A 21,437-nucleotide genomic window follows, 5' to 3' on the forward strand; every position below is an offset into this window, starting at 1 on the left:
CCGGTCAGTCCTCCGCCTCGGCACGGGCCAGTTCGGCGGGCTTGCGGCGCGCGAACAGCTTTGCGAGCTTTTCCTCCTCGGCGGCGCTCAGTTCTTTGGCGGCGTCGGGGAACATCTCTTCCTCTTCCTCCTCGATATGGTGGAGGTAGCGCTTCTTGAGCTGGTCAAAGGTGCGGCGCCAGGCATCGCCATTGAATTTCAGGCCATCCAGCTCCTCCAGGAAATCGTCGATTTCCTTATGTTCGGACACGCTGTGCTGGGCATCTTCGCGCAGGTCGGGCTGGGCGAGCATAGTGGCGTAGAGCGTCTCTTCCTCGGCGGCGGCATGGGCCGTCACCTCGACCTTGAACTGGTCGAACAGCTTTTCCAGCCGGTCGTCATCCTTTTCGCGCGTCGCCTCCGCCATCTTGTCGAACAGCTGGCGATGGGCGTCATGATCCTGTTTCAGGCGATCGAAAATGCTGGCCTTGGCCATGGGCAATCCTCCTTCATGCGATGAAGGGGGAAACGACAGCCTGGTAAAAAGGGTCCGGCGCTTAGCCGAACAGCGCGTGGAAGATGATCGCGACTGGCACCCAGAGCAGCGCGCCCAGCAGGCTGGTGCCCCAGAGCTGGAGCAGGTCGCGCCGGAAGCGCAGCCGCAGGCCGGCATGGGACAGGCCGCTATGATCCAGCATCTGCCAGCGATGTTCGAGCGCGCGGGCGGCGATGGCGAAACCGCCGATCGCGATGATGACGCCAAGGTGCAGGACCAGCGAGCCGCCCATCTTGGCGACGATGAAGATCTGGAGCAGGCAGAAGACGACAAGGGCGGCCGCAAGATGCGTGCTGATGCGCTTGGCAAAGCCTGCGCCCTGCCGCTCCATGGCCTGATTGTCGAAAAGTGTCGCCAAAGTCCCGATCCCCTTGCTGATCGTGTTACAAGAGTTTCATGAACCGTGCTTGCGATCAACCGCAAAATTGCCTCGGCTCCCCTTAAAAAAGTTCGAGCTGGGCGGCGGGACGCCGCAATTGCGCGGACAGATCGACTCGGTCGGCCAGTTGCACCGGGCGCCAGTCGGCGGCGATCAGGAAGGGGCGCAGCTTGACGATGGATGTGGTCAGGCGGGCGACATCCTCCAGCCGCAGCCGGCGATGGCGCCGGCTGGCCAGGATGCGGTCGACCGCCTTCACCCCCAGCCCCGGCACCCGCAGCAGCATTTCGCGCGGCGCATGGTTGACGTCGACCGGGAAGCTGGCGCGATGCTGCAAGGCCCAGGCGAGCTTGGGGTCGATGTCGAGCGGCAGGCAGCCACTGTCCCGGTCGGTGGCGGCGGCGACCTCGGCCGCGGAATAGCCATAGAAGCGCATCATCCAGTCCGACTGGTAGAGCCGATGTTCGCGCATCAGCGGCGGGCGCTTGAGCGGCAGCACGCTGCTGGGCGAGGGGATGGGGGAGAAGGCGCTATAATAGACGCGGCGCAGCCGGTGCCGGTCATAGAGGCTGCTCGCGCGCTGGATGATGGCGCGATCGTCGGCGGCATCGGCACCGACGATCATCTGGGTCGACTGGCCCGCCGGGGCAAAGCGCGGGGCGTGGCGATATTTGCGGCGGGCGTCGCCCATATCGTCCATCTGGCTGCGCATCTGCGCCATTGCGCCCTCGATCCGGGCACCATCCTTTTCGGGCGCCAGCCGCTTGAGGCCGGGTTCGGTCGGCAGCTCGACATTGATCGACAGCCGATCGGCATGGAGGCCGGCCTGACGCAGCAGGTCCGGATCGGCGTCGGGAATGGTCTTCAAATGGATATAGCCGCGAAAATCATGATCCTCGCGCAGGCTGCGGGCGACCTCGACCATCTGCTCCATCGTATAGTCGGACGAGCGGATGATGCCGGAGGAGAGGAACAGCCCCTCGATATAGTTGCGGCGGTAGAAGCTGAGCGTGAGGTCGACCACTTCGCGCGCGGTGAAGCGGGCGCGGCGGACATCGCTCGACCGGCGGTTGATGCAATAATGGCAGTCGAAGATGCAGCTGTTGGTCAGCAGGATTTTCAACAGCGAGATGCAGCGGCCGTCGGGCGCATAGGTATGGCAAATGCCCATGCCTTCGGTCGAGCCTATCCCCTTGCCGTCGCGCGAATCCCGCTTGGTCGTGCCGGACGAGGCGCAGGACGCATCATATTTGGCGGCATCGGCAAGGATTTCGAGCTTTTCACGGGTGGACAGGGCGGACATATGTTCATGTTACGTTCCCCGTGCCGCCTTGTCCATAATCCAGATCAGGCCGGCTCCTCGTCCAGCACCTGGCGCACCTTGCCGGCGAGCTGGTCCATGGTGAAGGGCTTGGCCAGGAAGGCGACGCCGGGATCGAGCATGCCGTTATGGACGATGGCGTTGCGGGTATAGCCGGTGGTGTAGAGGACACGCAGCTCCGGCCGGTCGGCACGGGCGCGGTCGGCCAGGATGCGGCCGTTGATGCCGGGCATGACGATGTCGGTGAAGAGCAGGTCGACCCGCGGTTCGATCGCCAGCATCGCCAGCGCCTGTTCGCCATCGGCGGCCTGGACGATGGTGTAGCCCAGTTCGCGCAGGGAATCGACCGACATGTGACGCACCCGGTCCTCATCCTCGACCACCAGGATGATCTCATCCCCCTGGGCACGGGGCAGGTCGAGAGCGATGGCGGGCGCCACCGGATCGGCAACCGGCACGCCATAATGGCGGGGCAGATAGATTTTGATCGTGCTGCCCTGACCGGGTTCGGAATAGATTTTCACATGGCCGTGCGACTGGCGGACGAAGCCGAACACCTGGCTGAGGCCCAGGCCCGTGCCCTTGCCCACGCCCTTGGTGGTGAAGAAGGGGTCGAAGGCGCGCTCGACCACGTCGGGCGTCATGCCGGTGCCGCTATCGGTGACCGACACCAGCACATATTGGCCAGGGATCACCTCCGCATGGGCGGCGGCATAGGCATCGTCGAGATAGGCATTGCCGGTTTCGACCGTCAGCCGGCCACCATCGGGCATGGCGTCGCGGCCATTGACGCACAGGTTCAGGATCGCCGCTTCCAGCTGGCCGGGATCGATGCTGGCCCGCCACAGGCCGCCGGCCAGCACGCTCTCCACCCGCACCCGCTCGCCGATCGTCCGGCGCAGCATGTCCGACATGCCGCCCACCAGCTTGTTCACGTCGGTCGATTGCGGCGCCAGCGGCTGCTGGCGCGAGAAGGCGAGCAGCCGCGCGGTCAGTTGCGCGGCGCGCTGCGCCCCCTCGGTCGCATTGTCGAGTCCGTTGCTGATGCGCCGATCGATATCGGCGGGCAGGCGGCGCCGCGCCATGTCGAGCGAGCCGATCACGACCGCGAGCATATTGTTGAAGTCATGGGCGATGCCGCCGGTCAGCTGGCCGATCGATTCCATCTTCTGCAACTGGCGGACCTGCGCCTCCATCGCCGTGCGCTGTTCCGCTTCGCTGACCAGCCGGTCATTGGCGTCCGCGAGTGCGCGCTTGGCGGCGATCGCCTCCACCATGCGGCGGCGGGCGTTGCGCAGCGCCAGCAGGCCCAGGATGATGACCAGTGCGCCGCTGACCGCCAGGCTGGCCGTCACCATGGTGGTCAGCCGGTTAGCCTCGACACTGCGCAGGCGCAGCAGCTGCTCCTCGCGCGCCTTCATCCCGGCGATATGGGCGTGAATCGTCGCCATCGCCATCAGGCCGGGGGCGAAGGCGTTGGGATCGACCGGCAGGCCGCGCCGGCGCAGTTCGATGCCGCCCTCCAGCAGGGTCAGTCGCTGGCCGAGCATCCGCCCCAGCGCATCGACGGCCGCAGCTTGGTCCGCATTGTCCTGCACATCGGCGCGCAATTGCGCGATCTCGCGCGGCCAGTCCGCCTTGAACGTGTCGAACGGCCCCAGAAAGGGATCCTGCCGGGTCAGCATATAGCCGCGCTGGGCGCTTTCGGCGGCCTGCACGCGCGACAGGATCACCGACAGGCGGTTTTCGACGCGCAGCGTGTGGTTGACCCAGCCGATCTCGGCTTGCTGGCTGCGATAGAGCCAGATGGTGCCGCCTACCGCGATGATGACGGTGGCAAGCGCGAGCAGCAGAACGACGATGGATCGTTCGGGGCGGAGCGCATTCATCTGGTCTTAATGGGCAATTAACAACGGTGGGGCAACCCGATTGTGTCTGTCATGCGACGGGTCGTTGCGGTTATGTCCGGGCACTTCGTTGAACCGGTCGGCAGATAGGGGGCGGGATGATGGACAGACGCGATTTTCTGGCGCGGGGCCTGGGCGGGCTGGGCGCCCTGTCGCTGGCGGCGGGGGCCGATGCGGCCAGCCTGTTCGATCCGCTGGCAGGGCTGGAGCCGATCCGCGCCACGCCCGATCGCATCTTTCGCATCACCGTCTGCCTGCGGCCCTTCCGCGCGGCCGGGCCGCGCATTGCGGTGGAAGAGGTGGGACGCAAGCGGGTCGTCCATCATTATGGCCATGGCGGCAGCGGCTGGTCGCTGTCCTGGGGATCGGCCGAGATCGCGGTCGGCATGGCGCTGGCGGAGGGGATGACGGATATTGCCGTGATCGGCGCCGGCGCGATCGGCCTCACCACTGCACTCACCGCCCAGCGCGCAGGGGCGAAGGTGACCATCTATGCCAAGGAGCAATTTCCCGACGTGCGGTCGGCGCGGGCGACCGGCACCTGGTCGCCCGATTCACGGATCGCGATGGAGGGCGTCGTCGATGCCGGCTTTGGCGATCGCTGGGAGGCGATGGCGCGGCGATCCTTCGCTTTCTATCAGGGGCTCCTCGGCCTGCCGGGCGATCCGGTGGAATGGACCGACCGTTACATGCTGTCGGACGGTCCGGCCGTGGCGCCTGCCGTCGAGAGGGTGACGCCGGAGCGGCCCGATCGCTTCATCCGGCTGGAGGACCGGCTGCACGACATCATGCCGCGATCGGTCGAGCTGGCGCCGGGGACCCATCCCTTCCGCACCGAGCGGGCACGGCGCAGCAGTTCGCTGACCTTCAATGTCGCCGATCTCGCCCATCAGCTGACCACGGATTTCCTGATCGGCGGTGGCCGGATCGTGCCGATGGAGTTGCACGAACCCCAGGACGTGACGCGGCTGAAGCAGAAGACCGTCATCAACTGCACCGGCTATGGCGCGCGGGCCTTGTGGCGGGACGAGAGCATCGTGCCGGTGCGCGGCCAGATCGCCTGGCTGATCCCGCAGGCGGGCGCGACCTATGGCGTCTATCATGACAAGCTGGCGATGCTGGCGCGGCGCGACGGCATCGTGGTGCAGGAGGTCGGGGAGGATGACTGGTTCGGCTATGGCGATGCCAATGAAGCCCCCGACCGCGCAGCTGCCGAGGCATCGGTGCGCAAGCTGGCGGGCTTCTGGAAATAGCGCGGCGCCGTCCAGGCCCCTCGTCCCCGCCTGTCAGGCGAAGACCAGCGACTGGTGCGCGCCGACCCCGGCCTTGACGCCGGACGCGGATGCAAAGGTCGCATTATGCATGGGGGAGGTGGCGTCGCCGGCGGCATAGACGCCGGGCACCGAAGTCAGGCCCCAATTGTCGATGCTGATGAAGGGCCCGGTCGGGCCATCCTCCAGCGCGCAGCCGAGCTGGACCGCGACATCGCTGCTGAGCCGCGTTCTGGGGGCGGTGAAGACAGCGGCGATTTCGATCGTCCGGCCGTCGGCCAGTTGCACGGCGCTCAGCGCGGGCGCATCGCCGATCAGCGCGACGACGGGCACCCGCTCGATCGCGACGCCGCGCGCCTCCAGCCGGACGCGTTCGGCATCGTCCGGCTCATATTGGCTCTGGGTGGAATAGGTGGATGGCCCCCAGTCGGGGATCAGCGCCGCCTGATGCGCGGACATCGGATGGTTGGCGATGATGCCCAGCGGATGGTCGCGCACTTCATAGCCATGGCAATAGGGGCAGTGCAGCACCGTCTCGCCCCAGCGTTCGGCCATGCCGGGGATCGGCGGCAGCTCGTCGCTCACGCCGGTCGCCAATATCAGTCGCCGGGCCAGCCGGGTTTCGCCACTGGCCATGGTCAGGGCGAAGCCGTCGCTGGCGTGGGTGGCATGGCGCACTTCGCCGGCCAGCATCCGGGCGGTGGGATAGGCAAGCAACTGGCGCGCGGCATCGCGGATGATGGCGCGGGGTGTGCGGCCATCCTGACCCAGGAAACCATGGGCGGCGTCGGCAAAGCGGTTCCGCGGCAGGCCGGCATCGATCAGCAGCACATCCTGCCGCGCGCGGGCGAGCTGCATCGCCGCTGACTGGCCGGCAAAGCTACCGCCGATCACGATCACGTCATGCATGGGGCTTCCTTTCAATGGCTGCGTCGAATCACGATACTTTATAAGTTACATAATCGCGCCTCGCGCATTTGCAACAATTGATGTTGCGTGATAGGCGAGCGGAAAAGGAGAAGCCCGCGATGCAGCTGGATGCGCGCCTGTCGAGAATGCTGCATATCCTGATCCACATGGATCGGCTGGACGGCCCGATGACGTCGGAGCTGGCGGCGCAGATGCTGCGCACCAATCCGGTGGTGGTCCGACGAACCATGGCTGGCCTGCGCGACGCGGGCTATGTGCGATCGGAAAAGGGGCATGGCGGCGGCTGGACCCTGGCCCGGCCGCTCGACGCGATCCGCATCCTCGACATTTATCGCGCGGTGGGCGAGCCGCGGATCTTTTCGATCGGGCCTGCCGACCCCAATCCGCAATGCCTGGTCGAACAGGCGGTCAACGCCTCCATGGCGGCCGCGATGCAGGAGGCGGAGGCGATGCTGATTGCCCGGCTGGGGCAGGTGACGCTGGCGCAGATCGCGGCGGATTTCGACCAGCGTTATGCCGCGCTGCTGGCGACCGGGGCGATCGAACCGCTGACCGGCCATTGATCCAAGCGGCTTGCCAACCGCCTGTGGCGCGGCCATCAGGCGGGGCATGCAATGGCAATTCTGGATCGACCGCGGCGGCACCTTTACCGACGTGGTGGCACGCGACCCGCAAGGGCTTCTTCACACCGCCAAGCTGCTGTCGAGCGACCCCGAGCGCTATGCCGACGCGGCGGTCGAGGCGATCCGGCGGCTGACCGGCGCGGGCGACGGGCCGATCCCGCCCTGCACGCTGCGGATTGGCACGACCATCGCCACCAATGCGCTGCTGGAGCGCAAGGGCGAGCCGGTGCTGCTGGCGATTACGAAGGGTTTCCGCGACGCGATCCGCATCGGTTATCAGGACCGGCCGGACCTGTTCGCGCGGCGGATCGACCTGCCGCCGCCGCTCCATGCCGATGTCGTGGAGATGGACGAGCGGCTGATGCAGGATGGCACCATCCTGACGCCGCTGGACGAGGTCGCGGCGCAGGCGGCGTTGCAGCGCGGCTATGATGCCGGGCTGCGCGCGGTCGCGATCGTGCTGATGCACGGCTATCGCTATCCCGCCCATGAGCAGGCGCTGGCGCGGATCGCCCGGCAGATCGGCTTCACCCAGATTTCGGTCAGCCATGAGGTCGCGCCGCTCATAAAGCTGGTCGGGCGGGGCGACACGGTGCTGGCCGACGCCTATCTCTCGCCGGTGCTGCGCGCCTATGTCGACGGGCTGGGCGCGGCATTGGGCGAGGACGCCGACATGCTGTTCATGCAGTCCAATGGCGGGCTGACGCGCGGCGACCTGTTCCGCGGCAAGGATGCGGTATTGTCCGGCCCGGCCGGCGGCATCGTCGGCCTGGCCCGCACCGCCGAGCAAGCCGGGTTCGGCGAGGTGATTGGTTTCGACATGGGCGGCACGTCGACCGACGTATCCCATTATGCCGGCAGCTATGAACGCGACAATGAGGCGCGGGTGGCGGGCGTGCGGCTGCGCGCGCCGATGATGCGCATCCACACCATCGCGGCGGGCGGCGGCTCCATCTGTTCGGTGGTCGACGGGCGTTTTCGCGTCGGCCCGGAATCGGCTGGCGCGGTGCCGGGGCCGGCCTGCTACCGGCGCGGCGGACCGCTGACCATCACCGACTGCAATGTCATGCTGGGCAAGGTGCAGCCCGATTTCTTCCCCAGCCTGTTCGGCCCCAATGGCGACCAGCCGCTCGACCGGGACGCGGTCGAGGCGCGCTTTGCCGACATCTGTGCGCAGGTGGAGGCGCAGACCGGCCGGGTGATGACCGCGCAGGAGGCTGCGCAGGGCTTCATCGCCGTCGCCGTCGCCAGCATGGCCAATGCGATCAAGCGCATCTCGGTCGCGCGCGGTCATGATGTCGCGCGCTATACGCTGGCGAGCTTTGGCGGGGCGGGCGGGCAGCATGCCTGTCTGGTCGCCGACGCGCTGGGCATGGACCGGGTGATGATCCATCCGCTGGGCGGCGTCCTGTCCGCCTATGGCATGGGCCTGGCCGACCGGCGCGCGGTGCGCGAGCGGACGCTGGCGCTGCCGCTGGACGATGCGGGCGCCGACGCGCTGGCGGCGGCGATCGCCGAGTTGGCGGCGCAGGCGCGCGCCGGCCTGCCGGAGGCGGAGCGGAGCGAGACGGTGCTGCGGCTGCGCTATGATGGCACCGACAGCCTGTTCGACGTGATGCTGGGCGATCGGGCGGCGATGCTGGCCGATTTCGAGGCGCAATATCAGGCGCGCTTCGGCTATGGCGGCACCGGCACCATACTGGTCGACATGGTGCGGGTGGAGGCGATCGCGCCGACTGCCGAGGATATGGGCAAGGTCGCGACCATCGCGACCCAGCCGGCCGCGCCGCTGGCGCAGGTGATGCTGGCGGGCACACCGGCGCCGGTGTTCGACCGGGCGGGACTGACGCTGGACAGCGTCGTCGATGGCCCGGCGCTGATCAGCGACCCGGTGTCGACCACGGTGGTCGAGCCGGGATGGCGCGCGCGGCTCGATGTGATCGGCAATCTGGTGCTGACCCGCCATGCGCCGCGTCCGGCGCCCGCCGCCGATGACGGCACCGCCGTCGATCCGGTCCGGCTGGAGGTGATGGGCGGCCTGTTCATGGCGATCGCCGAGGAAATGGGCGCCGCGCTCCAGCACAGCGCCTCCTCGGTCAATATCCGCGAGCGGCTGGATTTCTCTTGCGCCCTGTTCGACGCGGCCGGCAATCTGGTCGCCAATGCGCCGCATATGCCGGTCCATCTCGGCAGCATGGGGGAAAGTATCCGCGCGGTCATGCGCCGGCGCGGCATCGGTGCCGATGGCCGGGCGATCGACGGGCGCGGCATGCTGCCGGGCGATGTCTATGCGCTCAACGCGCCTTATGATGGCGGCACGCACTTGCCCGACGTGACGGTGGTGATGCCGGTGTTCGTGGATGAGACGGCGCACGCGCCCGCTTTCTATGTCGCGGCGCGCGGCCATCATGCCGATATTGGCGGCATCTCGCCCGGCTCCATGCCGCCCGACAGCCGCAGCATCGAGGAAGAGGGCATCGTCCTCGACAATGTCCTCGTGGTCGATCAGGGCCGCTTCCTGGAGGGCGATCTGCGGGCGCTGCTGGGGGCGGGCCGCTGGCCCTCGCGCAATATCGACCAGAATATCGCCGACCTGTCCGCCCAGATCGCCGCCTGCGCCAAGGGCGCGGCCGAGCTGCAACGGATCAGCGGCGATTATGGCGCCGATGTCGTGGCCGCCTATATGGGCCATGTGCAGGATCAGGCCGAGGCAGCGGTGCGCCGGCTGATCGATCGCCTGTCCGACGGGCACTATCGCTATGCGATGGATAATGGCGCGGCGGTGGTCGTCCGCGTGACGATCGACCGGGCGGCGCGCGGCGCGACGGTGGATTTCACGGGCACGTCGGACCAGCTGCCGGGCAATTTCAACGCGCCTTTGTCGGTCGCGCGCGCGGCCCTGCTCTATGTGGTGCGGACCCTGGTGGACGAGGCCGTGCCGATGAATGACGGCTGCCTCAAGCCCATGACTTTGGTGGTGCCGGAGGGGTCGCTGCTGCGGCCGCTTTATCCTGCGGCGGTGGTCGCCGGCAATGTCGAGACCAGCCAGGTCGTCACCGATGCTCTGTTCGGCGCGCTGGGCGTGATGGCGGGCGCGCAGGGGACGATGAACAATTTCACCTTCGGCAATGCGCGCCACCAATATTATGAGACGATCTCTGGCGGATCGGGCGCCGGGCCGGATTTCGACGGCGCCGATGTGGTGCAGACCCACATGACCAACAGCCGCCTCACGGATCCCGAAATATTGGAAAGCCGATTCCCGGTGCTGCTGGAGGAATTTTCCATCCGGCCCGGATCGGGCGGCGCGGGCGCGCATCATGGCGGCAATGGCGGGCTGCGCCGCATCCGCTTCCTGGAGGATATGACCGCCGGCATCCTGGCCAACCGGCGCAGCGTGCCGCCGTTCGGGCTGGAGGGCGGCGCGCCCGGCGGCCTCGGGCGCAACTGGGTCGAGCGTGGCGATGGCCGGGTCGAGATGCTGGGCGCGACCGGATCGGCGCAGATGGCACCGGGCGACGTCTTCGTGATCGAGACGCCGGGCGGCGGCGGATTCGGCAAGGGCTGATCCGCCTCCGTCCGCGGCAAGCGAACGGAGGTCGGGAGGCGGGGTGCTAGTCCCGCCAGCTCCTGTCGGTGCGGTCGATCAGGCGGACCATCGCCTGGAAATCCGGCACGCCGACGCCGACCGGCAATTGCACGCCGGCGAGGTCGCGCTGATGCACGGCGATGACGTCGGCCGGGATCTCCACCGGCGTGCCGGCGGCGCAGGCGGCAACCTGAATCTCACAGGCGCGCTGGAGCATCCATTGCATCAGGAAGGCTTCGGGCAGGCTCTTGGCCATCACCAGCGTGCCATGATTGCGCAGCATCATGATTCGCCGCGCGCCCAGATTGGCGATCAGCCTTTCGCCTTCCTCCGGCCGGATCGTGACGCCTTCAAAGTCATGATAGGCGATCCGCCCGGCAAAGGCGGCGGCGTAGAAATTGATCGGCCGCAATCCTTCCTGCGTGGCGCTCACCGCCATGCCTGCGGTCGTATGGGTGTGGATGATGCAATGGGCGTCGGCCAGGTGGCGGTGGAACACGCTATGTTGGGTGAAGCCGGCGCGATTGACCGGATAGGGGCTGCCGTCCAGCACATGGCCGTCAATATCGATCTTGACCAGGTTGGACGCCGTCACCTCGCTGTAGAGCAGGCCGAACGGGTTGATGAGGAAGGCGTTTTCCTCATCGGGCACGCGCAGGGTGATGTGATTGTAGATCAGTTCCGACCAGCCGAAATGGTCGAAGATGCGGTAGCAGGCGGCGAGCTGCTGGCGCGCCTCCCATTCGGCAGGCGACATGTCGGGCTGTCTGGCGGCACTTGCCATGGCCATCCTCCTTTATATTATGGACGCCACTATCCTCCGCTCGACGCATTCTGTCGAGGGAAAGGGCGTGAAAGCCCTGCAGGGGTTGAATTTGCCCGACTCTGCTGGTAGGGCGCGCCCCACATGCCTCAGGGTGACCTGTGGCGACTCACGGATTTTTATATTCGGTCGGCCCGTCGGGAGGGTTTCATTCCTGGCGATCCGCCCGTTTTCGATTGGAGATTGACGGACTTATGCAGATCATCGTTCGCGACAACAATGTCGACCAGGCCCTCCGCGCGCTCAAGAAGAAGCTGCAGCGTGAAGGCGTGTATCGCGAAATGAAGCTGCGTCGTCACTACGAGAAGCCCTCGGAAAAGCGTGCGCGCGAAAAGGCGGCTGCTGTCCGCCGCGCCCGCAAGCTGGAGCGCAAGCGCGCCGAGCGCGACGGCGTCCGTTAAGGACTGCCGATATCAGGACGGCCGGTTCGCGGTCGTCCTGACTCTTTGCTGATTTCCCGTTCTTCATTGCGAGGCGTTCGCCCATGTCCACGACGGCTGTCCCCCTTCGTCCTATCGCCAAGGGGTCGCTGACGCGACTCTGGATCGGTGTCGCCGCGATCGCGCTGGCGGCCGGTGGTCTGGCCTGGGCAGGGCAGCAGGGCGTGGAAGCATCGCCTGCCGCCTTCCTGACGCAGAACGCCCATGCCAAGGGCGTGGTGACGACCGAGTCGGGCCTGCAGTACCAGGTGCTGGAGGAAGGCAGCGGGCCGAGCCCGACGACCGCCGACGTTGCGCTGGTGGGCTATAAGGGCACGCTGCTCGACGGCACCGTGTTCGACGAGAATCCGCAGACGCCGATGCCGGTCGACGGCGTGGTGCCGGGCTTCTCCGAAGGCCTGCAGAAGATGAAGAAGGGCGGCAAGTATCGCCTGTGGATCCCGCCGCAGCTTGGCTATGGCGAACAGGCCGCCGGCCCGATCCCGGCCAATTCGGTGCTGGTGTTCGATGTCCAGCTGCACGACTTCAAGTCGCGCGCGGAAATCATGCAGATGCAGCAGCGGATGCAGCAGATGCAGGGTGGCATGCCGCAGGGCGCCGTTCCGCAGGGCGTGCCGGGCAACTGATCCGATCGATCCGAGAGTAGAGAAGGGCCCGGTTTCCGGGCCCTTTTTCTTTGGTGGTCAGAGGGCTGCCTGATCGCCGGGGGCCGATGGCGGGAAGGCGAGGCCTTCGGCGCTGCCAATCTTTTCCTCGCCGGTGAACAGGCGGTCGAGTCGCGCCTTCACGTCGCGCCGATATTCGACGCAGGACACCGAACGCGGCGCGCCGATGTCGATATCGTCGGCGATCGCCGACTTGATCCGTTCCAGCGCGTCATTGTCGAGGATGCCGGCCCGATGCAGTTCCCGGCAGAGCTGGACCATTCCGGCGGCGGTTGCCTGAGCCCGCATGCCGACATTGGTCAGTTCGAAATGCAGCTTCTTCTGCTGCTCCATTGCCACGGTCATGCCATTCTCTCCTTTCGCTTTAGGATAGAAGCGCAGGAGCAATCGTTACGTTCCGGGACGCATTCGTCAATCGCCGTTTTTATCGTCGCTTTTCAGGATGGTCTGCCCTGCCAGAGCCTTTGACCGTTCCTCCAGATAGACCTTGATCATGGCAACGATCGGATCGGCCAGGAACAGGCCGAGAATGCCGAACAGCGCGCCGAGCAAGATCTGCGCCGCCAGCACCAGTGCCGGGGCCAGATCGGTCGCGCGCTTGGCTACCATCGGCACGATCAGATAGCCGTCGATGATCTGCACCGCCATGTAGACGCCAAAGGCATAGAGGCCGGTATGGGTGCCGCCGGAAAAGCCGACAAGGACGATCAGCACGCCCGAGATGATCGCGCCGATATTGGGCAGGAAGGCGAGCAGGCCGGTGAGGATGCCGAGCAGCCCGGCCATCGGCACGCCGCCGGCCCACAGCAGCAGCCATACGCCCACGCCCTCCACCGCCATGCCGATCAGCCGGCCGAACATCAGCCGGCGCAGGGTGAAGGCCATCTTGTCGGCGACGGTGTAGAAATGGGCGCGCTTGTCCATCGGCAGCATCCAGGCGACGCCGCGTTCGTAGAGCTTGGGTTCGACCGCGATGAAGATGGCCAGCACCAGCATCATGACGCCGCTGGTGATCGCGCCGACGGCGGTGCCGACGGCGGCGGTGACACGGCCCATGGAACTCATCGCCTGCTGGGCCAGGCTCTTGAGGTCTTCGGGCGTGGTGGTGATGCCAAGCTGCTGCATCCAGCCGCCGACCCGCTCCACCTGCGCCTCGACGATGGTGCGCATCGCCTGCGCCTGGGCGGCCAGGCTGGAGCCGGTGAGGTAGAAGGTATAGGCGAGGAAGGCGACGACGGCGAGCAGCACGATCGTCAGGCGCCAGCCCCGGCCGATCGGCAGCACGCGGCCGAGCAGGCGGGTGCCGCCATCCATCATGGTGGTAAAGACCAGCGCGCCCAGGATCAGCATGATCGGCTGGGCCAGCAGCACGATCAGGGCGATGCCGATCGCCATCGCGAACCAGACGCCCGCCCGCTTGATCTCATGCTGGACCAGCGGGCTGCGCAATTCGCTGGGGCCGGGTTGCTCGATATGCTGCTGCTGCGCGTCGCTCAAACCCGGAACCCCCGATTAATGGCTGTGAACTATTTCGCCTCGGTAACGCTCTGGGGGCGCAGGCTGTTCCCGGCGCGACCGCCACGGAAGGCATGGAACCAGCTGAGCGGATTCCAGCTCGAATCGCCGTCCAGGCTGAAGGTGATGAATTCGGCGCGGCCGCCGATCGCTTCCCACGGCACCGGGCCGCCCAGGCCATTTTCCTCCAGCGGGGCGCGGCTGTCGGCGCTGTTGTCGCGATTGTCGCCCATCAGGAAGACATGGTCGGCGGGCACGCGGACCGGGCCATACCAGTCGAGCGCGCTCGGCCCCATGTCGATCGTGACATAGGTCTTGCCGTTGGGCAGGACTTCCTGCCGCACCGGCAGTTCGCACCAGCTCTTGCCGGTCTTATCGGTCACCAGCGCGCCGGGGAACTGCATCGGCGGGCAGGGGGCGTTACCGTCGACCGCTATGCGCAGGGGCTTGAGCACCTTCTGCGGCACCGGCACGCCGTTCAGGATCACCTGACCGCCGCGCACCTCGACAATGTCGCCGGGCAGGCCGATGACCCGCTTGATATAATCCTCGCGCCGGTTCTGGGGCGAGACGATGACGATGTCGCCACGCTCGGGCAGATGGCCCAGGATGCGGCCCTTCAGGAAGGGCAGCGGATGGAAGCTGGGGCTGACATAGGACCAGCCATAGGGGAATTTGCTGACCACCAGCCGGTCGCCCTTCAGCAGCACCGGCATCATCGATTCCGACGGGATGTAGAAGGGCTTGGCGACGAAGCTGTGAAAGGCCAGCACGGCGAGGATGAGCAGCACGATGCTCTTCACCTCATGCCACCAGTTCACCCCGCTGGTGCCTGCCTCCTTGTCGTCGGCTGCCGTTTCGGGTGCGGCGGGGGGCAGGGGGTCGGTTTGTGTCATGTCGACTGCCGTCATGGAAGGGCTATGCTCGGATGGGGAGGGCGGCCCGCTCAAAGCGGCAGCGCCTCGATGATGACGAAGGCCTGCGCCCATGGATGATCGTCCGTGAGCGTCAGGTGAATGACCGGCTTGTAGCCCGCCGGGACCATCGATGCCAGCCGCTGTGCAGCGCCGCCGGTCAGCGCCAGCGTGGGGGCGCCGCTGGGCGCGTTGACGACGCCGATATCCTTCATGAAGACGCCGGCCTTGAAGCCGGTGCCGACCGCCTTGGAAAAGGCCTCCTTGGCGGCGAAGCGCTTGGCCAGCGTGCCGGCTTTGGTAAACGGCCGGCGTTCCGCCTTGGCCTGTTCGACATCGGTGAAGACGCGCTGGACGAACCGGTCCCCGAAGCGGTCGAGCGAATTCTGGATCCGCTCGATATTACAGAGATCGGAGCCGAGGCCGATGATCACGCTTCGGCGCCCTTCATCGGGCTAGGTCCATCTGTCGGCGCATTTCGCGGATGCTGGCTTCCAGCCCGCCGAAGATCGCCTCGCCGATCAGGAAATGGCCGATATTGAGTTCGGCGATCTGCGGGATGGCGGCGATCGGCGCGACATTGTCGAAGGTGAGGCCATGGCCGGCATGCGGCTCGATGCCGTTCTTGGCGGCGAGCGCGGCGGCGTCGGCAATGCGGCGCAGCTCGACCGCGCGGGCCTCGCCGGTCAGATGGGCATAGGCGCCGGTATGGAATTCGACCACGGGCGCGCCGAGCTGGATCGCGGCCTCGATCTGGGCGGCGTCGGCCTCGATGAACAGGCTGACGCGGATGCCGGCGTCGGTGAGCGCGGCGACGATCGGGCGCAGCACTTCGATCTGGCCGGCGGCGTCCAGGCCGCCCTCGGTCGTGCGCTCCTCGCGCTTTTCCGGCACGATGCAGGCGGCATGCGGCTTGTGCTTGAGGGCGATGCCCAGCATTTCCTGCGTCGCCGCCATTTCCAGGTTCAGCGGCACGTCGAGCGCCGCCATCAGCATCGCGATATCCTCGTCGCGGATATGGCGGCGATCCTCGCGCAGATGCGCGGTGATGCCGTTGGCGCCGGCCTTCACCGCCAGCAGCGCGGCCTTGACCGGATCGGGATGTTCGCCGCCCCGCGCGTTGCGGATCGTCGCCACATGGTCGATATTGACCCCAAGGCGCAGCGGAACGGCGGCCATCTTACTGCTTCCGGCTGCCGGGCTTGATCGCCGGCACTGCTTCCAGTTCGGGCGGCAGCTGATCGGCGTCATAGACCGGGAAATTGATGCTCACGAGCGGGTAGAAGGGGACGCCCAGGTCCACTTCGCCGGCCGAACGATCGACCAGCGCCACTTCGGCGACGACGATGCCGCCTTCGCGCTCGACCGCCTCGATCGCCTGGCGCGAGGACAGGCCGGTGGTGACGACGTCTTCCACCATCAGCACTTTCTGCCCCGGCGATATGGCAAAGCCGCGGCGCAGTTCGAACACGCCCTCGGGCCGTTCCAGGAACACCGCATCCTTGTCGAGCGCGCGGCCGACTTCATGGCCGATGATCAGGCCGCCCATGGCGGGCGACACGACCAGGTCGATCTCCTGGCGCAGCTCGCGCGGCAGCTGCTGCACGGTGGCGCGGGCCAGCTTGCCGGCGCGTTCGGCATTCATCAGCACGCGGGCGCACTGCAGGTAATTGGCGCTGCGGCGGCCCGACGACAGGATGAAATGTCCTTCGAGCAGCGCACCTGCTGCCCGGAATTCTGCCAATACTTCTTCGTCGGTCATTCCGCCCTGTTCCACTATTCCGTTGCGGGAGGTCGCGCAAAAACGGCGCCCGGCCCGCCCATATCGCACGGGCATGACATGCCCATGATCGCGCACCTGTGCGCGAGGTGCGAGATAGGCGGGAGCGGGAGGCGTTGCAACAGCGAAGAAAATCTGGTCCACACTGACTTGAGGCAGAAAAATTCGTTGCCTATAAGCCGCCACATAGACCGAACGGGCGGGCACGACGCGAAAGTGGACGTTCCCGTTGCAGCGGCAACAAGGGGTTAGGGGTAGATGAGGCTATGAAAAAGGTGAGATCGCTCATTCTGGCCGGCTTGCTGGCACTGGCGCCGGCAACGGTGATGAGCCCGATGGCATTGGCGCAGGAGAATGCCGCCGCTGCCGCCCCCGCTGCTGACAATGCAGCTATATCGACCGAATCACCCGACAATGCGACGGCCCCTGCGGCCGAAGCCGCGCCCGCCGCCAAGGTCGCCGCGCCGCCGCGGATGAAGCCGACCGAAGGCATCGGCATGCCCAAGCCCGGCGAGATCACGCTGCAGGAGCAGTTCACCTCCACCGGCCACACCGCGCGCTGGCTGCACGACAAGATGCTGCTGCCGCTCATCACCATCATCTCGGTCTTCGTGCTGCTGCTGATGCTCTATGTGATGGTGCGCTATCGCCGCTCCGCCAATCCGGTGCCGTCCAAGACCTCCCACAACACCGTCATCGAAGTGGTGTGGACGCTGGTCCCGGTGCTTATCCTGCTGGTGATCGCGATTCCCTCGATCGGCCTGCTGGCCGACCAGTACAAGCCCGCGCCCAAGGATGCGCTGACCGTGAAGGTCACCGGCTATCAATGGTATTGGGGCTATGAATATCCCGACAACGGCATCCCCGAATTCGTGTCGAACATGCTGCCCGAGGACAAGGCGAAGGAAAATGGCGAGCCCTATCTGCTCGCACCCGACAATCGCCTGGTCCTGCCGGTCGGTCGTCCGGTCAAGCTGATCATCACCGGCGCCGACGTGATCCACAGTTTTGCCGTGCCTTCGCTCTGGGTGAAGATGGACGCCGTGCCCGGACGCCTGAACGAGAAGAGCTTCACCATCGAGAAGCCGGGCGTCTATTATGGCCAATGTTCGGAACTGTGCGGCGCACGCCACGGCTTCATGCCGATCGCGATCGAGGCGCTGCCCCCGGCCCAGTTCGACCAGTGGGTCCAGTCGCAGGGCGGCACGCTGAAGGGCGCAGCGGCGGAGAAGACGGCTGAAGCCGCTGCCGCTACTGCTGAAAAGAAGATCTGAGGGGTAGGAACGTCATGACCACCATCACCGCCGACCATCATGGCGATCATCATGGCGACCATGCCCATGATCATCATGATGCCGACCACAAGCCGGCCTTCTTCCAGCGCTGGTTCATGTCCACCAACCACAAGGACATCGGCACCCTCTATCTGATCTTCGCGATCATGGCCGGCCTGATCGGCGGCGCCATTTCCGGCCTGATGCGCATGGAATTGCGCGAGCCGGGCATCCAGTTCCTGCATATCTGGGCGCAGTGGAGCGACGGTCCCGCCGCGACGCTGGACCAGGCCTATCACCTCTGGAACGTGCTGATCACCGCCCATGGCCTCATCATGGTCTTCTTCATGGTGATGCCCGCGATCATCGGCGGCTTTGGCAACTGGTTCGTGCCGATCATGATCGGTGCGCCGGACATGGCCTTCCCGCGGATGAACAATATCAGCTTCTGGCTGCTCATCCCCGCCTTCCTGCTGCTGCTTGGCTCCACCTTCGTGCCCGGCGGCACCGGCAATGGCGCGGGCACCGGCTGGACCGTCTATGCGCCGCTGTCGACCAGCGGGTCGGCTGGCCCGGCCGTCGACATGGCGATCCTGTCGTTGCACATCGCCGGCGCCAGCTCGATCCTGGGCGCGATCAACTTCATCACCACCATCCTCAACATGCGTGCGCCGGGCATGACCCTGCACAAGATGCCGCTGTTCGTCTGGTCGGTGCTGGTCACCGCCTTCCTGCTGCTGCTGGCGCTGCCGGTTCTGGCCGCGGCGATCACCATGCTGCTGACCGACCGCAATTTCGGCACCACCTTCTATGATGCGGCCGGCGGCGGCGATCCCGAACTCTACCAGCATCTCTTCTGGTTCTTCGGCCATCCCGAAGTCTATATCATGATCCTGCCGGGCTTCGGCATCGTCAGCCAGATCGTCTCGACCTTCAGCCGCAAGCCGGTGTTCGGCTATCTCGGCATGGCCTATGCCATGGTCGCGATCGGCGTGGTCGGCTTCGTCGTCTGGGCGCACCACATGTTCACCACCGGCATGTCGGTGAATGTGAAGATGTATTTCACCGCCGCCACCATGGTCATCGCGGTGCCGACCGGCATCAAGATCTTCTCGTGGATCGCGACCATCTGGGGCGGGTCGATCAGCTTCAAGACGCCGATGGTGTGGGCGCTGGGCTTCATCTTCCTGTTCACCGTGGGCGGCGTGACCGGCGTCGTGCTGGCCAATGGCGGCGTCGACGACGTGCTGCACGACACCTATTATGTGGTCGCGCACTTCCACTATGTGCTGTCGCTGGGCGCGGTCTTCTCGCTGTTCGCGGGCTTCTATTACTGGTTCCCGAAAATGACGGGGCGCATGTATAATGAAGTGCTGGGCCAGCTCCATTTCTGGGTCTTCTTCATCGGCGTGAACCTGCTGTTCTTCCCGATGCACTTCCTGGGCCTGAGCGGCATGCCGCGCCGTTATCCCGACTATCCCGAGGCGTTCGCCTATTGGAACAAGATCGCGACCCACGGCTATGAGATCATGGCGGTGGGCGTGCTGATCTTCCTGGTCAATGTCTTCTGGTCGCTGTTCGCCGGCAGACGCGCAGAGGGCAATCCCTGGGGCGAGGGCGCGACGACGCTGGAATGGACGCTGACCAGCCCGCCGCCCTATCACCAGTTCGAGACCCTGCCGGTCATCGACTGATCGCCATGCGGGTGCCCGGCCTGGACCGGGCACTCCATCCCCCTGCGGCGGGGCAGATGGGTAGGACCGTCTGTCCATTTGCCGGAATCGGTCAGGGCCTGTATGGGGCGCCGGCTGATCGAAGAGGAGTTTATGGCCAGTTCGCCGCTTTCGTCCGGGGCTAATGCCCCCGTCCTGCCCGCTCATTGGCGCGATTTCGTCGCGCTGACCAAGCCGCGCGTGATGACGCTTGTGGTGTTCACGGGCCTGTGCGGGCTGCTCGCCGCGCCCGGCCATATCCATCCGGTGCTGGGCTTTACCGCGATATTGTGCATCGCGCTGGGCGCCGGCGCGGCCGCCGCGCTCAACCAGTGGTGGGAAGCCGATATCGACGCCAAGATGAAGCGCACCGCCAGCCGGCCGCTGCCCGCCGGCCGGATGGAGCGGCAGACGGCGCTGCATTTCGGCGTCGGCCTGTCCTTCTTCTCGGTGATCCTGATGGGGATGGCGACCAACTGGCTCGCCGCCGCCGTGCTGACCGTCTCGATCCTCTTCTATGTCTTCATCTATACCATCTGGCTGAAGCCCCGGACGGCGCAGAATATCGTCATCGGCGGCGCGGCCGGCGCCTTCCCGCCGGTGATCGGCTGGGCGGCGGTGACGGGCGACATCACCGCGCTGCCGATCGCGCTGTTCATGCTGATCTTCTTCTGGACGCCGCCCCATTTCTGGGCGCTCGCGCTGTTCGTGAAGACCGATTATGCCGCCGCCGGCATTCCGATGCTGCCGGTCGTTTCGGGCGAGGTCGTCACCCGGCGCCAGATCCTCTTCTACACCTTCATCATGGCGGTTGCCGCGCTGGCCCCGGTCGCGCTGCACCTGACCGGCGCGATCTATGGCACGGCGGCACTGGTCGGCACCGCGATCTTCGCGGCCATGGCCTTCCAGGTCTATCTGCGCCGCGAAACCGACCCCGCGCGCATGGCGCCGGAAAAGCGGCTGTTCAAATATTCGATCCTCTATCTCTTCCTGCTGTTCGGGGCAGTGGTCGTCGACCGCTGGCTGCTGGCATGAGTCCGGAAGATCAGGATCAGGTGCGCGCACGGCAAAAGTCCCGTGCGCTGGTGACCGGGCTGCTGCTCGGCTTCCTCGCCATCCTCTTCTTCGCCATCACTTTGGCGAAGATCGGCGCGAGCCATAATATCTGATGGCCTCGCTCCCGCCCTCGCCCTTTGACCGCGACCGCCGCAACCGGCGGACGCTGGTGGCGATGGCGGGCATCGGCCTGGCGATGCTTGCCCTCGGCTTCGCCTCGGTCCCGCTCTACCGCATCTTCTGCCAGACGACCGGTTTCGGCGGCACGACCCAGCGCGCGGCGGCCGATGTGAAGCTGACCCCGGTGGCCGGGCGGACCATGTCGATCCGCTTCGATTCCAATGTCCAGCCCGGCATGCCCTGGGGATTTCGGCCCGAACATCGCACCGACACGGTGACCGTCGGCGCCCGCGACATGGCGATTTTCATTGCCAAGAACCTGTCCGACAAGCCGGTGACCGGCACCGCCACCTTCAACGTCACGCCGACCCAGGCCGGCGCCTATTTCACCAAGATCCAGTGTTTCTGCTTCACCCAGCAGACGCTGCAGCCCGGTGAGGAAGTGCGCATGCCGGTGATCTATTATGTCGATCCCAAGATATTGCAGGATCCCGACAACAAGGACACGCAGCAGATAACGCTCAGCTACACCTTCTATCCTGTTGAGCAGGGGAAGCAGCCAAGCTAAGCTGACGAGAATAAC

The 21,437-nt window shown here is 66.1% G+C and carries 22 protein-coding genes; 10 read left to right on the plus strand and 12 right to left on the minus strand.

Annotated features, from left to right (window positions below):
- Positions 1-4 precede the first annotated feature (4 nt).
- The 4 genes from AC13EK_RS16485 to AC13EK_RS16500 form a co-directional block, all read right to left on the minus strand.
- Positions 5-475: a hemerythrin domain-containing protein gene (locus tag AC13EK_RS16485; protein ID WP_017500069.1), complete on the minus strand. Its 471-nt coding sequence runs from the start codon at positions 473-475 to the stop codon at positions 5-7.
- A gap of 61 nt (positions 476-536) precedes the next feature.
- The gene (locus AC13EK_RS16490) at positions 537-893 is read right to left on the minus strand and encodes a hypothetical protein (protein WP_010339604.1); all 357 of its coding nucleotides are present in this window, start codon (positions 891-893) and stop codon (positions 537-539) included.
- 82 nt (positions 894-975) lie between these two features.
- Entirely contained in the window at positions 976-2,217 is a 1,242-nt protein-coding gene (locus tag AC13EK_RS16495; protein WP_069338274.1) for a putative DNA modification/repair radical SAM protein, read from the minus strand.
- A 44-nt stretch (positions 2,218-2,261) separates the two neighbouring features.
- The gene (locus AC13EK_RS16500; protein ID WP_069338275.1) at positions 2,262-4,124 is read right to left on the minus strand and encodes a CHASE3 domain-containing protein; all 1,863 of its coding nucleotides are present in this window, start codon (positions 4,122-4,124) and stop codon (positions 2,262-2,264) included.
- Positions 4,125-4,240: 116 nt separating this feature from the next.
- On the opposite strand from AC13EK_RS16500, the gene AC13EK_RS16505 reads away from it, so the two are divergent.
- Positions 4,241-5,395, plus strand: a complete 1,155-nt coding sequence (locus tag AC13EK_RS16505; protein ID WP_277788434.1) for an FAD-dependent oxidoreductase — start codon at positions 4,241-4,243, stop codon at positions 5,393-5,395.
- Between the two features lie 33 nt (positions 5,396-5,428).
- Here the strand turns inward: AC13EK_RS16505 and AC13EK_RS16510 are convergent, their stop codons facing one another.
- A complete protein-coding gene (locus AC13EK_RS16510) occupies positions 5,429-6,322 on the minus strand; it encodes an NAD(P)/FAD-dependent oxidoreductase (RefSeq protein ID WP_069338032.1) in 894 nt (297 codons plus the stop codon).
- Between the two features lie 119 nt (positions 6,323-6,441).
- Here AC13EK_RS16510 and AC13EK_RS16515 point away from each other — a divergent pair, with 119 nt between their 5' ends.
- Together AC13EK_RS16515 and AC13EK_RS16520 are read left to right on the plus strand one after the other, a co-directional pair.
- Entirely contained in the window at positions 6,442-6,906 is a 465-nt protein-coding gene (locus tag AC13EK_RS16515) for an Rrf2 family transcriptional regulator (RefSeq protein WP_004208622.1), read from the plus strand.
- 46 nt (positions 6,907-6,952) lie between these two features.
- The gene (locus AC13EK_RS16520) at positions 6,953-10,534 is read left to right on the plus strand and encodes a hydantoinase B/oxoprolinase family protein (RefSeq protein WP_069338031.1); all 3,582 of its coding nucleotides are present in this window, start codon (positions 6,953-6,955) and stop codon (positions 10,532-10,534) included.
- Between the two features lie 46 nt (positions 10,535-10,580).
- Here the strand turns inward: AC13EK_RS16520 and AC13EK_RS16525 are convergent, their stop codons facing one another.
- Positions 10,581-11,339, minus strand: coding sequence for a class II aldolase/adducin family protein (locus AC13EK_RS16525; RefSeq protein ID WP_069338034.1), 759 nt, complete (start codon positions 11,337-11,339; stop codon positions 10,581-10,583).
- A gap of 233 nt (positions 11,340-11,572) precedes the next feature.
- On the opposite strand from AC13EK_RS16525, the gene rpsU reads away from it, so the two are divergent.
- Positions 11,573-11,779, plus strand: coding sequence for a 30S ribosomal protein S21 (gene rpsU / locus AC13EK_RS16530; protein ID WP_004208618.1), 207 nt, complete (start codon positions 11,573-11,575; stop codon positions 11,777-11,779).
- Between the two features lie 83 nt (positions 11,780-11,862).
- Positions 11,863-12,444 (plus strand): FKBP-type peptidyl-prolyl cis-trans isomerase, encoded by a 582-nt coding sequence (locus tag AC13EK_RS16535; protein WP_004208617.1) that lies wholly within the window; start codon positions 11,863-11,865, stop codon positions 12,442-12,444.
- 57 nt (positions 12,445-12,501) lie between these two features.
- Here the strand turns inward: AC13EK_RS16535 and AC13EK_RS16540 are convergent, their stop codons facing one another.
- The 6 genes from AC13EK_RS16540 to pyrE all read right to left on the minus strand — a co-directional run bounded on the left by AC13EK_RS16540 (position 12,502) and on the right by pyrE (position 16,674).
- Positions 12,502-12,828: a hypothetical protein gene (locus AC13EK_RS16540; RefSeq protein ID WP_069338030.1), complete on the minus strand. Its 327-nt coding sequence runs from the start codon at positions 12,826-12,828 to the stop codon at positions 12,502-12,504.
- A gap of 66 nt (positions 12,829-12,894) precedes the next feature.
- Positions 12,895-13,980 carry an AI-2E family transporter gene (locus tag AC13EK_RS16545; RefSeq protein ID WP_069338029.1) on the minus strand — a complete coding sequence of 362 codons (1,086 nt, stop codon included), beginning with the start codon at positions 13,978-13,980 and terminating at the stop codon, positions 12,895-12,897.
- A 29-nt stretch (positions 13,981-14,009) separates the two neighbouring features.
- The gene (gene lepB / locus AC13EK_RS16550) at positions 14,010-14,909 is read right to left on the minus strand and encodes a signal peptidase I (RefSeq protein WP_069338028.1); all 900 of its coding nucleotides are present in this window, start codon (positions 14,907-14,909) and stop codon (positions 14,010-14,012) included.
- 35 nt (positions 14,910-14,944) lie between these two features.
- Entirely contained in the window at positions 14,945-15,346 is a 402-nt protein-coding gene (gene acpS, locus AC13EK_RS16555; RefSeq protein WP_004208613.1) for a holo-ACP synthase, read from the minus strand.
- Between the two features lie 13 nt (positions 15,347-15,359).
- On the minus strand, positions 15,360-16,091 hold the full coding sequence (locus tag AC13EK_RS16560) for a pyridoxine 5'-phosphate synthase (protein ID WP_017500080.1): 732 nt from the start codon (positions 16,089-16,091) through the stop codon (positions 15,360-15,362).
- Between the two features lies 1 nt (position 16,092).
- A complete protein-coding gene (gene pyrE / locus AC13EK_RS16565) occupies positions 16,093-16,674 on the minus strand; it encodes an orotate phosphoribosyltransferase (RefSeq protein WP_004208611.1) in 582 nt (193 codons plus the stop codon).
- A 284-nt stretch (positions 16,675-16,958) separates the two neighbouring features.
- On the opposite strand from pyrE, the gene coxB reads away from it, so the two are divergent.
- From coxB to AC13EK_RS16590, 5 genes are all read left to right on the plus strand, one after another.
- Complete coding sequence (gene coxB / locus AC13EK_RS16570) at positions 16,959-17,966, plus strand: cytochrome c oxidase subunit II (RefSeq protein WP_037521198.1); 1,008 nt, start codon at positions 16,959-16,961, stop codon at positions 17,964-17,966.
- A gap of 14 nt (positions 17,967-17,980) precedes the next feature.
- Positions 17,981-19,660, plus strand: coding sequence for a cytochrome c oxidase subunit I (gene ctaD / locus AC13EK_RS16575; RefSeq protein ID WP_004208609.1), 1,680 nt, complete (start codon positions 17,981-17,983; stop codon positions 19,658-19,660).
- A gap of 132 nt (positions 19,661-19,792) precedes the next feature.
- A complete protein-coding gene (locus AC13EK_RS16580) occupies positions 19,793-20,713 on the plus strand; it encodes a heme o synthase (protein ID WP_026108937.1) in 921 nt (306 codons plus the stop codon).
- The gene (locus tag AC13EK_RS16585) at positions 20,710-20,847 is read left to right on the plus strand and encodes a hypothetical protein (RefSeq protein ID WP_010339616.1); all 138 of its coding nucleotides are present in this window, start codon (positions 20,710-20,712) and stop codon (positions 20,845-20,847) included. Before AC13EK_RS16580 ends, AC13EK_RS16585 begins: the two co-directional genes overlap by 4 nt.
- A complete protein-coding gene (locus AC13EK_RS16590; RefSeq protein WP_069338027.1) occupies positions 20,847-21,422 on the plus strand; it encodes a cytochrome c oxidase assembly protein in 576 nt (191 codons plus the stop codon). Before AC13EK_RS16585 ends, AC13EK_RS16590 begins: the two co-directional genes overlap by 1 nt.
- Positions 21,423-21,437: the final 15 nt, after the last annotated feature.

It is taken from the genome of Sphingobium sp. L-44 (assembly GCF_056859495.1).